15 protein-coding genes are annotated in these 14666 nt (G+C 54.5%); 5 read left to right on the top strand and 10 right to left on the bottom strand.

The features are described 5' to 3' along the window. Positions 1–54: 54 nt before the first annotated feature. Both D8M23_RS06445 and D8M23_RS06440 read left to right on the top strand, forming a co-directional pair. Positions 55–801: a parapinopsin gene (locus D8M23_RS06445; RefSeq protein ID WP_238693787.1), complete on the top strand. Its 747-nt coding sequence runs from the start codon at positions 55–57 to the stop codon at positions 799–801. A gap of 270 nt (positions 802–1071) precedes the next feature. After that, positions 1072–1947, top strand: a complete 876-nt coding sequence (locus D8M23_RS06440) for a parapinopsin (RefSeq protein ID WP_238693786.1) — start codon at positions 1072–1074, stop codon at positions 1945–1947. A 120-nt stretch (positions 1948–2067) separates the two neighbouring features. On the opposite strand, the gene D8M23_RS06435 is transcribed toward D8M23_RS06440, so the two are convergent. Then, positions 2068–2469: a PLD nuclease N-terminal domain-containing protein gene (locus tag D8M23_RS06435; protein ID WP_238693785.1), complete on the bottom strand. Its 402-nt coding sequence runs from the start codon at positions 2467–2469 to the stop codon at positions 2068–2070. Between the two features lie 60 nt (positions 2470–2529). Between D8M23_RS06435 and D8M23_RS06430 the strand changes: the two genes are divergently transcribed. Beyond that, entirely contained in the window at positions 2530–2817 is a 288-nt protein-coding gene (locus D8M23_RS06430) for a DUF4229 domain-containing protein (RefSeq protein WP_023133745.1), read from the top strand. A gap of 162 nt (positions 2818–2979) precedes the next feature. On the opposite strand, the gene D8M23_RS06425 is transcribed toward D8M23_RS06430, so the two are convergent. The 9 genes from D8M23_RS06425 to D8M23_RS06385 form a co-directional block, all read right to left on the bottom strand. Next, positions 2980–3879 carry an aminotransferase class IV gene (locus D8M23_RS06425; RefSeq protein ID WP_094758172.1) on the bottom strand — a complete coding sequence of 300 codons (900 nt, stop codon included), beginning with the start codon at positions 3877–3879 and terminating at the stop codon, positions 2980–2982. A 17-nt stretch (positions 3880–3896) separates the two neighbouring features. Further along, positions 3897–4322 carry a regucalcin gene (locus tag D8M23_RS06420; protein ID WP_126854134.1) on the bottom strand — a complete coding sequence of 142 codons (426 nt, stop codon included), beginning with the start codon at positions 4320–4322 and terminating at the stop codon, positions 3897–3899. 162 nt (positions 4323–4484) lie between these two features. Beyond that, positions 4485–5744: a multidrug effflux MFS transporter gene (locus D8M23_RS06415; protein WP_126854133.1), complete on the bottom strand. Its 1260-nt coding sequence runs from the start codon at positions 5742–5744 to the stop codon at positions 4485–4487. A 209-nt stretch (positions 5745–5953) separates the two neighbouring features. After that, a complete protein-coding gene (locus tag D8M23_RS06410; protein WP_126854132.1) occupies positions 5954–6541 on the bottom strand; it encodes a hypothetical protein in 588 nt (195 codons plus the stop codon). Then, positions 6538–7029, bottom strand: a complete 492-nt coding sequence (locus D8M23_RS06405) for a low molecular weight protein-tyrosine-phosphatase (protein WP_126854131.1) — start codon at positions 7027–7029, stop codon at positions 6538–6540. Before D8M23_RS06405 ends, D8M23_RS06410 begins: the two co-directional genes overlap by 4 nt. A 155-nt stretch (positions 7030–7184) precedes the next feature. Next, positions 7185–7715: a DUF2247 family protein gene (locus D8M23_RS06400; protein WP_126854449.1), complete on the bottom strand. Its 531-nt coding sequence runs from the start codon at positions 7713–7715 to the stop codon at positions 7185–7187. A gap of 94 nt (positions 7716–7809) precedes the next feature. Beyond that, positions 7810–8025, bottom strand: a complete 216-nt coding sequence (locus D8M23_RS06395; protein ID WP_126854130.1) for a hypothetical protein — start codon at positions 8023–8025, stop codon at positions 7810–7812. A gap of 202 nt (positions 8026–8227) precedes the next feature. Beyond that, positions 8228–9958 carry a pentapeptide repeat-containing protein gene (locus tag D8M23_RS06390; protein ID WP_126854129.1) on the bottom strand — a complete coding sequence of 577 codons (1731 nt, stop codon included), beginning with the start codon at positions 9956–9958 and terminating at the stop codon, positions 8228–8230. 88 nt (positions 9959–10046) lie between these two features. Beyond that, a complete protein-coding gene (locus D8M23_RS06385) occupies positions 10047–11660 on the bottom strand; it encodes a pentapeptide repeat-containing protein (RefSeq protein ID WP_126854128.1) in 1614 nt (537 codons plus the stop codon). Positions 11661–12122: 462 nt separating this feature from the next. Between D8M23_RS06385 and dnaK the strand changes: the two genes are divergently transcribed. Together dnaK and D8M23_RS06375 are read left to right on the top strand one after the other, a co-directional pair. Further along, entirely contained in the window at positions 12123–13973 is a 1851-nt protein-coding gene (gene dnaK / locus D8M23_RS06380) for a molecular chaperone DnaK (protein WP_126854127.1), read from the top strand. A 2-nt stretch (positions 13974–13975) separates the two neighbouring features. Beyond that, positions 13976–14551 carry a nucleotide exchange factor GrpE gene (locus D8M23_RS06375; RefSeq protein ID WP_126854126.1) on the top strand — a complete coding sequence of 192 codons (576 nt, stop codon included), beginning with the start codon at positions 13976–13978 and terminating at the stop codon, positions 14549–14551. Positions 14552–14666 lie beyond the last annotated feature (115 nt).

The raw sequence follows: 14666 nt of genomic DNA, 5'->3' as shown, positions 1-14666 counted from the left end.
GGTTGGGGCCCGTTTTGGGCTTTGGTGGTACAGATATTGATCTGGTGGCCTATTGTGGAATTAGTGGTGCGAATTAAGTCATCAAATGCTAAGTTGGGCTCTAATTTACTGTTTTACATAATTTTATTTTCTTTGCCGTTTATAGGTATTGCGGTTAATTTTTGTTTGTTTCGGTTTTTGCATCCGCGGCGGGCGTTAGGGTGGATGTTGCCTGTTGCGTTTGGTTTTATGTTTTTGTTTGGTCTTTTTCCGATGCCTTTTCGTGGTATGTCGATGCTCGGTTTTGGATCTGTAGTGTGTGGGTTGTATCCGGGTATTTTATTGAATAATTATTATGAGTTATATCGTGTGGCGAATATGTCTCCGGAGGAGGTGGAAGAGTATCAGCGTGAGCATGAAGCTCGGGAGGCTCGCGAGGAGCAATACGAAGAAAAGACGACTGATGTTTATGTATCATTATTATTTTTAATGTTTTTTGTAATCGTTGGTTTTTTTGCGGTGGGTATTCCGGCAATGCATTGGAAGGGGTACGATCCGTCCCCAATGATTTTTCCTGCGGTGGTAGTGACAGCAGCCGGTATGGCAGTGTCGGTATTGGTGAAGCGTGTGTTGGAGTGGAAGGTTCCGGGGTGGGCGTATGCTGTATTGCTGGTGGTGAGCGTGGTGGGTGTGTTGTTGATGTGGGGTTATCCGGTGGTGTTGTTGGTGGCTCCATGGTGGGTTGCTTTTTGGATGGGAGAGGGTTGGCTAGGGCTGGTTAAGGATACTATACATCGTAAATTGGATAATATCACAAGATAAGTCTAGAGTTGAACATCTGACGCATATTTTTAATGGAATAAAAATATAATATCTAGTTTTTACAAAAATGGCATGAATAGTTGGTTTATTTTTTCTAGAGCATACTTATTCTGATTAAATTCTAGTTTGATTTTTAGTAGGTTGATGTTTCTTGCTTTTAGCAATTGGTGTGATTATGCGGTTCTGGGGAAAATGCATGCTCGGATAACTTACTTGTAAGGTTTGCTGTTGGTGTAGTTGGGGTCTTATCTACAGAAGGATGGTGGAAACATGGTGGGGGAGGGTGAGATGTTTTTGGGTGTTCGGAAAGAGTGGTTGGCTGCGATTGATTGGTGGAGTTCTGGGATTTTTATTGGGATTTCTCAGTTTTTGATCGGGTGGCCTTTGCTGGGGTTTATTCTGCAGACCTCGCGGTCTCTTCCGGTGGGTGAGAATGTCTTGTTTTATGGGTATGTGCTGTTGTTTCCTGTGTTCGGGACGGTTTATACTGGGTGTCTTTTTTATTTTCTGAATGCTAGTACTGTGTCGCAGCTGATTTGGTTGGCGTCTCCTCATGTGGGGATGTTGGTGGTGGGGATTTTGCCGTATCCGTGGAATCTTCCGTCTATGTTTGGGTTTGTTGCTGTGGTGACGGGGTTGTATCCGGGGGTTTTGCTGTATCAGTTGTTGGAGTTGCGGCGTCGTAGTCGGATGTCGCTGGATGAGTTGGAGGTGTTTCTTGCGGAGCTTGAGGTTCGAGAGGCAGAGGCACAAGAACGGGAGGATAAGATTTCTGCTATTTATGTGTCATTTTTATGTCTAGTACTTTTTTGTATGGTTGGTTTTTTTGCGGTGGGTATTCCGGCGATGCATTGGAAGGGGTATGATCCGTCTCCGATGATTTTTCCTGCGGTGGTGGTGACGATAACCGGGGTGGCGGTGTCGGTGTTGGTGAAGCGTGTGTTGGGGTGGAAGGTTTCGGGGTGGGTGTATGCTGTGTTGTTGGTGGTGAGCGTGGTGGGTGTGTTGTTGGTGTGGGGTTATCCGGTGGTGTTGTTGGTGGCTCCGTGGTGGGTTGCTTATGGGATAGGTAGTGATTGGGTAGCTTTGGTTGAAGAAACCGCGCATAGCACTTTGAAAAGTTTACGTCTTTACACACAGAAATAATTTTTAAGAGTAGTTTTATATAATTTATTATTTATTAATTTTTTGTCATATTTTAGTCTAGGGATATTTGTTGTGAATGCTGGACTGTGACGGCGTTGGCTGACGGTTTGAAATCCAGAGCTATTTTTCGCCGTCAGTGTCGTCTGTGGCGTCGTCGCGGGGTTCTTGCCGCTGCCTGTCTCGTTTTTGCCGTTCTGCTTTGGCTTTGAGCCAGCGCAGGTACTCTTCATCGTCGTCGGGGGCTTTCGGCGCGGGAGGCACAGTACCCCGCCTGCCTTTCAAACCCCGGCCCGTATCCGCGGCGGGTGGCTGCTCGGCTGCACTTTTTTCGCTGCGGGCCCTGCCGAAGAACAGCCAGAAAACCGGCCCCACAACGGGGAAGAAGATGATGACAATAATCCACAGCCACTTGGGGAGGGTGCGCGCATCGGCGGCCGGTGTGCGGGCGGCATCCAGCAGGGTATACAGGCTCAACCCAATCACCAGCGCGAACGCGCCAATTATCATCATCGCTCGTGTCATGCTCTAAGTCTGCCACAGGAATCTTGGGGGCGCATCCATGCTGCGGCTAGACTGGTGGGTATGAACTTCTTCAAGTACACCCTGGTACGTTTCGGCTTGCTCGTGTTCTTCTTCTACCTGTATGAGCTGCTGGGGGCTGGGATTCTCGTCTCGGGGGGTTGCGCGATTGTTTCGGCTTTTGCGGTGGCGTATATTTTCTTTCCGCGTCTGCACGCGGCCGCCAGCCAGGATACGGCCCGGTTTTTTAAGCGCACCCCCAAGGTGAAAAATAAGGAAGAAGAGGAAAACCGCGCCATTGAGGATGAGCTGGTGGAGTCGCAGAAAAAAGAATCTGGGGAGGACTTCTAAACAGCTCCCGGCGCCTGCATACGTGACGGGCCGGGCCCGCCGCGTCCTTGCCGGCAGGTAGTGTGTACCCGCTGCTGTGCCCAGTCCACAGCACGCGCAGAAGGCTAGGTCTCTTATTCTGCCTAGAGAACCTAGCCTTCTGCGGACAGGTGGTGCGCCAGCTTACCCCTGTGCCAGGTATTCCAAGAACTGGTGGGTCAGCTGCGCATCGTGCGCCAGGGCGGTCCCGTTAAGCCGTGTGACGGGTGCGAGCAGCCGCACCGAGGATGAGAGCCACACCCCGTCAGATTCAAAGAGGTCCTGCGGGTACAGCGGGCCGTAGCCCAGCTCCCAGCCGTCGCGCCGCGCCGCCTCAAAAATAGCGCCCTGTGTGGTGCCGGGCAGTATCCCGTGGTTCGGTTCGGGGGTGTACAGCATTTTCTTCCCGTGCTCAATGCGCGCCATGAGCACCGATGAGGTTGCCCCCTCCAGAATGCGGCGGTTGTCGGTCATAAAAATCGCGTCGTCCGCGCCGTGGGAGTGAACGTACCGCAGCACCGCCATATTCACCGCGTATGAGAGGGTTTTCGCGCCCGCCAGCAGCCACGGGTATGCGGTGTTGTCGGCGGGGTCGTGCCCGCGCGGCAGCAGCATGGCCTTCACCCCGTTCTGCCGCTGGTTCACGGTAGTTTCGGGTACCGGGGACGCGATTAGCAGCGTGTACGGCCCGGCGGGCATTCCCGCAGAGGCATGCGGCAGCCCGCGCGAGATAATGATTTTGACGATATGCTCTTCGCCGAGTTCCGTGTGGGCGCCGGGCACGGCCTGGTCGAGGAGGCCCGCCAGCGCATCCCGCAGCTGGTGCAGGTCAGGTTCGGGCAGGTCGAGCATACGCGCCGAAGATTCGAGTCGGGTGAGGTGCATATCAAGTTTTCGCACCCGCCGATTGACGGCGAGCATGGTCTCAAAAACGCCGTCACCACGGGTAAACCCTTGGTCTTCCACGCCGATAAGCGGCTGGGCGGGGTCTACAGCAACGCCTTGCGGGTTCTCTGAATTTAGGAGTATCACGGAACTAGTCATGTTTCCAGTGTAGTGGCTCACGTGCCTTCACAGCAGTGTACGCCGAGCGGGCCCAGCTCCCAGGTGGCGTTTTCGGCGATAAAGTATATGTCTGCTTCGGCGATGTCCTCGAAGGTTTCGGGGTTGTCGTTGTCCCCCTCGATGTCGAGCCCGATTTTGCCGTCCCGTTCGAGAACATGAACTCCGCTGCATATGCTGATGAACGGGCCTTGCACCCGGTAGTCCGAAATATCTTCCAGGGTTACGGTGACGTACCGCCAGACGTCGTCGGTAGCGGCCTTCTCCCAGCCGCCGTCTACATGGTTCCGGTCCACCGCGCAGAATCGCAGACGAACAGCTGTTCCCTTTGCATAGGTTATGGTGATCGAATCCAGCCAGCAGTCGTAGAAGTGGTTGAACCGTTTGATGATCTCTGCACTTGTGAGGTTTTCGTTAGTGCTCACGGTCAGCCTCCTTAAAATCTTAGGATTTATCAGGATACCAGCAGCTAGGGTGATTACGAGGAGAAGCGGATTTTCGCTCGAAAAGGTGATATTTTCTCATCTTCTCGGCAAAACCCGCTTCTCACGCATCAGCGTGTTAACACGTGCAATGTAAGGAGAGGGCTAGTGCCCGCCCGCGCCGCCGTCTGCCGCGTAGTCGGAGTCTTTGCGCGGGGTTGAGAAGAGGGTGATCCCGGTCAGTACCGCAAACCCCAGAATTGAGAACGCCATCGGCAGGTAGGCGCCCTCACCACCGAGGGACACCAAGGGCGCGGCAACCCCGCCCAGAAGCGCCTGAATGGTGCCCATGACGGCGGATGCACTGCCCGCCATGTGGCGTGCCTCGTTCAGTGCTAGCGCCGAGGCGTTACCGAACACCAGGCCCACCGAGCAGGTGAGGCAGAACAGCAGAACCAGGGTGGGCCACAGCGAAATCCCGATGAGGAACGAACCGGTGAGCAGCACCGAAACAACCAGCAGGGCGCTCACACCAACATTCACGATGGTGCGTTGGGCGACCTTCCCCACCAGCGCGGTCGCCAGCGAGCTCATGGCCACAATGCCGAGGGAGTTCACTCCGAACGCGAGAGTGTACTGCCCAGCGTCAAGCCCCAGGATTTTCTGCAGCACAAAGGTTGAGCCCGAAATATACGAGAAGAGCGCCCCGAACGCGAAGCACATGGTCAGTGAGAACCCCACGTACCGGCGGATTCTGAACACCTTCGGAATCTCGGAGTACACGCTCAGCGCGGTGCCTTGGTAGCGTTTTTCGGTGGGCAGGGTTTCACGCAGAATAAAGATGACGGCGAGCATAAGGGCACCGGTAATAACAGTCAGCACGTTAAACACTGAACGCCACGTACCCCATGAGAGCACCCACCCGCCGAAGAGCGGCGCCAGCACGGGGGCGAACCCGTTAATCATCATCATGATGCCCATGAGCTTGGCGGTGGCCAGCCCCTTCGTGGTGTCGGCGACGATGGAGCGGGCCAGCACCGCGCCAACTGAGCCGCTGAAGCCCATCAGAAAACGTGCCGCGATGAACACCTCAATGGTGGGGGAGAAGGCGCATAGCGCCGTGGCGGCGAAACACACGGCTGAGCCGATCAGCAGCGGGGTGCGGCGCCCGGTTTTATCGGAGAGCGGGCCGATTATAAGCTGCCCAAGCGCCATACCAACCATGAAGGCGCTGAGGGTCATGGAGGCGGCGGCCTCGGTGGTGTGCAGCTCCTCGGCAATGGTCGGCAGAGAGGCGATATACATGTCGATGCCCAGCGGGGCGATGGCGGTGAGCGCCGCCAGGGTGACAATAGTTGCCGGAGAAAGCCCGAATGAGGGCTTCGCGTGGTTGGGGTGCTGAGTATTGGTCTGTGACGTAGACACTGGTGTACTGTATGCTTTCTAAATTTTGGGGATGCGTAACGGCGCCGGGGCCTGCCTGCTGCTTTGTGGGGCGGGCGGGTGCACCCGGCTAGAAACGCACTCATCCAGTCTAGCGGCGGTTACTCATGCACCGTAAGCCAGTGGATGCGTGACCTGCACCTCTTCCGGTGTGGTGGGGTTAGAGGGCGGAACCAGCCCAAGCCGGTTCGCTACCCGGTGCGGTACACCCAGTCAGGCCCCTCAGGCCAGCCGGGGCTGGTGGTGTAGTACGAGCCGTAATCCTCGAATAGTTGCTCTTCTTGCGCGGCCCACATGTTCCAGTAGGGTCGGTAGGTTTCCCCGTCGCGCGCCATCGCCCGCTCATACCGCACCCCGGTACCGGCCTGCACCAGCACACCGTAGCTGAACGCCCCGCAGAGCGCCCCCACCCCTTCGCACACGATCACCGGCGCGGCATCCGGGAGCACAGTGACTGGTGGAGCCGGGCGGTTCTGCTCCCAATCCCAGGGGGTGTAGCTGCCGGGCGTGTGCTTGGCCAGGCTGGCGCTGAGCCGCCCCCACTGCTCCACACCGGCCTCCAGACCGTCCCAACCGGGGTACATGTTCTCAAGGGATAGCTCCAGCACCGTCAGCGGCCCGCCCTGCACCGGGTGCTGCCGCAGGGTGGCGGCAAGGCGCCGCGCGAGAGTGGTTTTACCGCTGCCGCTGCGCCCGTCCACCGCAATAATGTACGGGCGCGGGCCGCTGATAATGCGGGGCAGCAAATCATCCGTGAGGCCCTGAAACTGGTTGCTCACGCGGCGTCACCCTCGGCGGCAAGACCCGCGATCAGCGCCCGCGCCGCGGTGTCGATAAGCTCGGTCGTGTACTCGAAGTCGCGCATCTGCCCGTACCAAGGGTCGTAGATGCCCAGCTCGTCCAGGTTCTTGCCCGCCATTGCGGGGTCGAAGGAGCGCATCATGCGGATTTTGGCTTTGTCGTCCTCGGTGCGCGCAAGCTGTTTCAGGTGCAGGTAGTGCGGGGTGTCCATTGCCAGAATCAGGTCGTAGCGGTCGAAGTCTTCGACTACGAATCTGGATGCGCGGTGCCTGCTGGGGTCGATGCCGCGCGCGGTGAGTATGCGCCCGGCGCGGGTGTCGATGGGGTTGCCGATTTCGTAGTCCGTGATAGCGGAGGACGCGACCTCAACCTCAAGCCCCGCCTGGCGCGCGTGCTCACGAATCAGGTATTCGCCCACGGGGGAGCGGCAAATATTTCCGGTGCAGACAGTCATGATGCGGTACATAGTTTTAAGTGTATGCCAGCGGCACCGGAAAGGCAGCGGTATGAGGGCTGCCTGCCGAAGCGTCGTTTCTATTCAGAAGAGTTTTTTGCATTCAGAAGAGCTTATCGCTTCTGAATGCAAAAAACTCTTCTAGATAGGCAGGCAAGTTTTGGCTGTTACACCTCAAAACGGGTTTTAGCCTCGCGCAAGTACGCCTCCCACAGAGCATAGAGTCTGTCGATGTTCTCTTGACGAGTGTACGTTGAAGGGTCATAGTCGGTCGGGGGCATGTATCGCACGAATGGGGTCACGTCCTCGGGGTAGCCAAAATCGGCGTGAAGAATTTCTACCTCGCCCAGCGGGTCGTCAAAGTTCTTGCGGTGCTCATACACATGTTTGAGCAGCAGGTACAGCCAGAGCGTATGGCGGGGGTCGGGGCTTCCGGGTTCAGGGTCGGTGAGTTCAGGGGAGTCTTCGTGTTGCGCGAGTTCGGCCAGAATCCCATCAATCCGGTAGGTGTGTTCGGGTTTGCACTGGTAGAGCTCGTATTCCAGGTCGCTGGAGTCTTCCTTCAGCCGGTCGGAGGCATACCGCAGAATATCTGCGCGGCTAATATATCCCTGCGCGAGCCCCCAGCGTAGCCCCTGCCAGGTGAGGGCACTCTTCCTGATGCCTTCATAGCCTATGTAATACGTGCCCAGCAGCATAGCGTTCACCTCCTAATCTTTGTAGCCCCACGAATAACGCAGCATGTGGCGTATGACCGGACCCTAGAGGGTGGGCGATACGCCCAAAGGTGCATTATTCGGATGAGTCCTGTGACGTACCCGAAGAATCCTGCCCCGGCACGGAATTATCCTTCAGCTTGGGCCAGAAAATGTAGGTGAATATGGCGCAGATGGTTGCAACAGCCGCGCCTGCCGCGAACCCCCGCCCGGAGCTAAAACCACCGAACAGGAGAGTACCAATGGGCAGGGCGAACATGAACACAATAACGGAAGTGTAGTAGCGGGTCATAGTGATTCTTTCTCGGTGTGTGCAAAGGGGTGTTGTATGATCGGCGTTACCTCAGATGGTACTAGACATCACGCCGTGCCGATAGCCTTAGCCGCCACTTCGGTACCATCGCATATTAGCGCTCGCCTCAACACCCGCCCTTACGTCAGCCCCGGGTGCGCCGGATTCGCGAATAACGCAGCATTTGGCGTATGACCAGCCCCTAGAAGGTGGGCAATACGCCCCAAGCTGCGTTATTCAAGGTGGACTTAGCCGCCTGCGGGCTCTGCCCACGCAAAAGGATTATCCGGATCAAAAAGCATTGCGTCCTCAGGGATGATAACTTAACGCCGTTATGCTCCTGTTCCCTAGTATCAATTTTGTAGGGACTTTTTGCCGCTGTCTTAAAGCTATAGTCCGCTGGGGCAGCCTTGTGAGAGAACTTCGCTTTATAGTTTTTATTCGGGGTATTTGCGAATTCTGGCTTACTGTGAAAAATGGTTCTAGAAAAATTAGTGGGTCCGTTGAATTGTGCCCCAGAGAAGCGTGTGTTCTCGGCAAATTTTGTTTTGAAAAAGTTAGCGCTGCTGGAGAATTTTACTTCGAAGAAACTGGTGTGTCCGCTGAATTTTGAGCCGGAGAAGTCTGCTTCCTTGGTGAAGACCGTCATAAAGAAGTTAGCTTCCTGAGCGAATTTTGCTTTGGAAAAGGCCGCGTTTCTCATAAAGAGCGCCCTGGCTAAGAGAAGGGGTCCATTGAATTTCGCTTTGTAAAAGGTTCCGTCTCCGGTGAAAGTCGCCTTGAAGAAGTCGGTACCTTCGGTGAAATTTGCCCGGGAGAAGTTTGCGTCCCCGGTGAATTTCACTTCAGAGAAGTCTGCTCCCTGAAGGAACGCCCCATCAAAGAAATTAGCCTCTCCGCCGAAGGATGCTTTACAGAAATCAGCGCGCTTGGTGAATTTTACTCCGTAGAAATCAGCATCCTGAATGAAAGTCACCTTGGAGAAGTCAGTCTCTCCAGCAAATGCCGCCATGAAGAAGTCAGCTTTCTCCGTGAATGTCGCTTGAGTGAAATCTGATGAAGCACCAAAATGGCTGTCACTAAAATCTACAGGGTAGAAGAAATATGTGTTTGAGAAGTTGTAATCAAAAGCTGACCAGGTGCCTGGTTCTTCGGCGTCGAGTAGGTGCTCGCGCATCTCTTTGATAATGTTTTGGCGTATCTGGCGTTCTTCTTCTAATGCGGCTTTATCTCGGGTAAAAGCTCGCTTGTCTGCATCAAATTTTTCTGTATCTCCACGGAAATCGTTCTGCAGGTCTTTCGTGTATTCCTCATCTAGCTGTTCGGCGCGTTCTGCAAGGGGAAACGGGGAGCGGATATAGGCGCAAAGACTGTTAATAATGGCCTGGCCTTCTTTGCGGCGTTCCTTATTGGTGAGAAGGGCACCGTCTGCGAGCCATTCGTCAATCAGGCCAATAAGCGCATAAACACCACCGAGTCGGGTTGTGGCGTTTTCCCTGTTGGAAAGCTGCTCGATTGCTGCGATGTACCGGCTGCGCCGCTCAGCATGTACCTGCCGTATATGGTTCTGCTCGTTTTTGGCCTTGTCTGCCTCGATTTTTTCACGTTCTTTTGCGATGGTTTCATTGAACTGACGGGCTTGTTCGCTGAGTGCTTTAGCCCTGTCCGTTGTATTTTTATGGCGTGTTTCCACGAGCCCCAGAACGGCAATAATACCGCCTGTAACGTAGAGGATGTGAAGGCGAAGATTCGTATCGGCCTCACCGGTTATGCCTGCAATGTAAAGCAGCCAAGGTACAAGGAATGCCAGAGCTCCGCCTCCAGCGGCGATCCCCACTAGAAGCCGTACAAAGTGCTCACTGACAAAACTCTCAAAGGTACTAACAGGGGCAGAAGAGCTGACCCCTGTATTGTTTCTTGATGCTTCCGCCATACTTGGGATCCTCCTTTACGCAGGCAATCAGATTTCTTTGTTTGCAAGGATAGAGGCTTTAAAGCGTCATTTTGCGTCTGGAAAAATTTTAATTGTCGTCGTTGTTGTCCTGCTCGGAAGGTTCGTCGGGGTCAAAAAGTTCTGCGCCCTCGGGAATAACGAACTTTATACCGTTATGCTCCTGTTCCTTAGTCTCAATTTTGTAGGGGCTATTGTGCGAAACTTTGAAGTTATAATCTTCTGGATCGGCTTTACACGAAAACCTTGCTTTACAGGTTTTATCGCCTAGCGCGCGTTCAAATATTGGTTTTTCTGTGAAGGTCGTCCGGGCGAAGTTAGCGTTTCTGATGAATTTAGCCTTGGAGAAATCAGCGTCTCCGGTGAAGGTCGCCCAGACGAAGTTAGCGTTTCTGATGAATTTAGCCTTGGAGAAATCAGCGTCTCCGGTGAAGGTCGCCCAGACGAAGTTAGCGTTCTGGGTGAAGGTCGCATTAAATAAGCTAACACGCCCTGTGAAAGATGTTTTTAAGAAGCCAGCGTTCTGGTCAAAGATCACTTCTAAGAAATCAGCGTTCTGGAAGATCGCATCGGAGAAATCAGCATCCCCGTTGAATTTAGCCTTGGAGAAATCAGTGCCCTCGGTGAAGGTTGCATTGGAGAAGCCAGCACGTCTAGTGAAGATCGTATTGCGGAAGTCGGCTTTCTGGGTGAAGGTTGTCCAGGAGAAGTTGGCGATATTGAAGGTCGTCGCGCGGAAGTTGGTGTGCTGGGTGAAGCGAGCATTGAGGAAATCGGCGTTCTGGGTGAAACGAGAATTAAAGAAGCCAGCATCCTGGGTAAAGATCGTCTGGGAAAAATCTGATGAAGCGCTAAAATAGCTGTTGGCAAAGTTAACAGGATAGAAGAAACGCGCATTTGAGAAGTCATAATCGAAATTTGACCAGGGGCCTTCTATAAGTTTTTCAGTGCCGCCGCTGAGTCGAGTCTTGATTGCATCTAAAATTATTAGTCGCAGTTCTTTTTCTTCACGGAACTTTGCCTGATCTTTGACAAATTGTTGAGCTCCACCCTCATAATTTTCTGGTGTTTGGTCTTGAGACAGCACTTCAGCTCTTGACGCAAGATCGAACGGGGATCGGATATATGCACATAGATTGTTAATAATATTTTGTGTTTCTTTACGGCGTTTCTTTTTATTGCGAAGAGTCTTTTCGTCTGATAACCACTCATCAGCTAAGCCTGCAAGAGTGTAAACGCCACCAAGACGAATAGAAATATTCTCATTGAAGAGATGTTCGATTGCTTTGGTGTATCGACTGCGTCGCTCAGCGTGTACCTGTCGAGTATGGTCTTGGTCGCTTTTATCTTTCTCAAGATTATTTTTGCGGTGTGTCTCTCCCAAGGTTATGACACCTAAGATTCCACCTACTGTATATATCAGTAGTTGGCGCAATACAGGACCGTCATCATCTTTGTTGAAACCCGAGTTGATAGCTATAGGCAGGAAGAATGCCCACGTGCCGCCGAGAATGGCAAGTGCTCCAATCCATATGTAAAACGTTCTCAGCCATTCAAATTTTTTTATTACCTTTTCGGGTTTTTTCATGTATCTCATGACTGACAGGGTTACAAGCCCAATAGCTATAATTCCCAGAGGGACTGTAACAAACCAGAGAATATTCTTTGCGTCATTAGAACTCATTGGATTCAACTCTGTTTCAACCTTCCTTCAACCTAGAGTGAACACTCATCCTCCATCATAGGGCGAGGGTGACCCTATGTATCGGATTTCCCGTTGTTAATCTCATATATCGCGTGAGGTAGAGGCAAGGTAGCTCCTAGTGATCGCGCGGATTATCGCCCGCAGAGTCCTTAGCTTTCGTGTCGTTTTCGCCCCAAGACCACCAGCACATCACCCCTTGCCACCCACCCCTAACCCCCACCCACTTCAAAAAGTTGAGTCTTTTTCACTCAAGTCTGTTGACATCCATCTAACCATGTGTAAAACTTGAGTACATGAGGCTCAAGGGGTTACTCGCTGGGCAGCAATCCAAGCACTTTCTACCGTGCATGCGCTCGGCCTAAAACCCCTCACGCCCCGAAAATCTAACCAAGGAACCCGCCTCGCCAAGAAGCGGGGCATAACACTAAGGAGTACAAAAACATGGCACGTGCAGTCGGTATTGACCTCGGCACCACCAACTCGGTCGTATCCACCCTCGAAGGTGGCGACCCCGTAGTTATTGCAAACGCTGAAGGCGCCCGCACCACCCCCTCCGTCGTCGCATTTTCCAAGGACGGCGACGTTCTGGTCGGTAGCGTGGCAAAGCGCCAGGCGGTCACCAACGTTGACCGCACCATCTCGTCCGTCAAGCGCCACATGGGCACCGACTGGACGACTGAGATTGACGGCAAGAAATACACCCCGCAGGAAATTTCCGCACGTATTCTGCAGAAGCTCAAGGGCGACGCCGAATCCTACCTGAACGACAAGGTGACCGATGCGGTTATCACCGTCCCCGCATACTTCAACGACGCTGAGCGCCAGGCCACTAAGGAAGCCGGCGAAATCGCGGGTCTGAACGTTCTGCGTATCGTGAACGAGCCGACCGCAGCAGCACTGGCTTACGGCCTGGACAAGGGTAAAGAAGACGAACTGATTCTGGTCTTCGACCTTGGCGGCGGTACCTTCGACGTCTCCCTGCTTGAAGTTGGCAAGGACGAAGACGGCTTCTCCACCATTCAGGTGCGCGCAACCAGCGGCGACAACCGCCTGGGCGGCGACGACTGGGATCAGCGCGTTGTGGACTGGCTGCTTGAGCAGGTCAAGTCCAAGACCGGTGCAGACCTCTCCAAAGACAAGATCGCTCTGCAGCGTCTGCAGGAGGCAGCTGAGCAGGCTAAGAAGGAGCTCTCCAGTGCATCCAGCACCAACATTTCGCTGCAGTACCTCTCGGTAACCCCCGAGGGCCCCATTCACCTGGACGAGAAGCTTTCTCGCGCAAAGTTTGAGGACCTCACCAGCGACCTGCTGGCACGCACCAAGAAGCCCTTCCAGGACGTTATTGCGGAAGCAGGCATTAAGGTGTCTGACATTTCCGAGGTTGTGCTCGTGGGTGGTTCCACCCGTATGCCCGCCGTGGCTGAGCTGGTGAAGGAACTCACCGGCCGCGAGCCCAACAAGGGTGTTAACCCCGATGAGGTCGTGGCAATGGGTGCAGCCCTGCAGGCTGGTGTGCTCAAGGGCGACCGCAAGGACGTTCTGCTGATCGACGTGACCCCGCTGTCCCTCGGTATCGAAACTAAGGGTGGCGTGATGACTAAGCTGATCGAGCGCAACACCGCTATTCCGACTAAGCGTTCTGAGACCTTCACGACCGCTGAAGACAACCAGCCTTCCGTGTCGATTCAGGTGTTCCAGGGTGAGCGCGAATTCACCCGCGACAACAAGAACCTGGGTACCTTCGAGCTGACCGGTATTGCCCCCGCACCGCGCGGCGTACCCCAGATTGAGGTCACCTTCGATATTGACGCCAACGGCATTGTGCACGTCTCCGCGAAGGACAAGGGCACCGGTGCTGAGCAGTCCATGACCATCACCGGCGGCACCTCCCTCTCGAAGGATGACATTGACCGCATGGTCAAGGATGCCGAGGCTCACGCAGAGCAGGATAAGGCACGCCGCGAGGCAGCCGACACCCGTAACGCGGCAGAGTCTGTGGCATACTCCGTCGATAAGCTGCTGAAGGAGAACGGCGAGAAGCTGCCCGAAGACGTCAAGACTGAGGTTCAGGGCGATGTCGATGCTCTCAAGAAGGCTCTTGAAGGCGATGACGACGATGCCGTGAAGTCCGCTCTTGAGAAGCTGCAGGCATCCCAGACCAAGCTGGGTGAGGCTCTGTACGCTTCCGCACAGGCAGAGGCTAACGCAGACTCCGCTTCTTCCTCCAAGGATGATGACGAAGATGTGGTAGACGCCGAAGTTATCGACGAGGACGAAGACGAGAAGAAGTAATCATGGCTGAACACGAAAACACTGCGGGCGACCCGCTGGAGGAGGCCTTCAACGCCCCCGCCGCCGAAGGTCACCCCGAGGCCGAGGAAGCCCCTGCCGCAACCGATCAGGCTGCGGCGGGGGAAACCCCCGAGTCGAGCGAGGAAGCACCCTCAGAGGATGCGAAACTCGCGGCAGAACGCCTGGACAGCCTGCTTCGCCTGCAGGCGGAGTTCACGAACTTCAAGAACCGTGCCGCCCGCGAGAAAGAGCAGCTTCGGGAGTTCGTGGCGAGCGATATTGTGAGCCTGCTTCTGCCGGTGCTCGACGATATTGACGCCGCACGCAAGCACGGCGACCTGCAGGAAGGCCCCTTCGCTGCGATTGCCACCAAGCTTGAGGACTCTCTTAAAAAAGAAGGCGTGGAACGCTTCGGTGAGGTGGGCGAGCCCTTCGACCCGAATATTCACGAAGCGGTCATGCAGCAGCCAACCAGCGAGGTAGAACCGGACCACATTTCGATGGTTCTGCGCTACGGGTACCGCGTGAAAGAGCGCGTGGTACGCACCGCCCAAGTTGCGGTGGCTGCCGCCGAATAAACACTCCATAGAGCACACAACGGGCGGGTTCTTGAGAAATTGAGAACCCGCCCGTTTGCCGCATATTTCCGCGGATTTTCTGGGATTTCTCTTCCAAAATTGAGTCTAGTAGACT

This window comes from Rothia sp. HSID18067 (assembly GCF_003989445.1).
Lineage (GTDB): Bacteria > Actinomycetota > Actinomycetes > Actinomycetales > Micrococcaceae > Rothia > Rothia aeria.
Note: the sequence above shows the minus strand (reverse complement) of the source record. Positions and strands in the feature narration are given on the sequence as shown.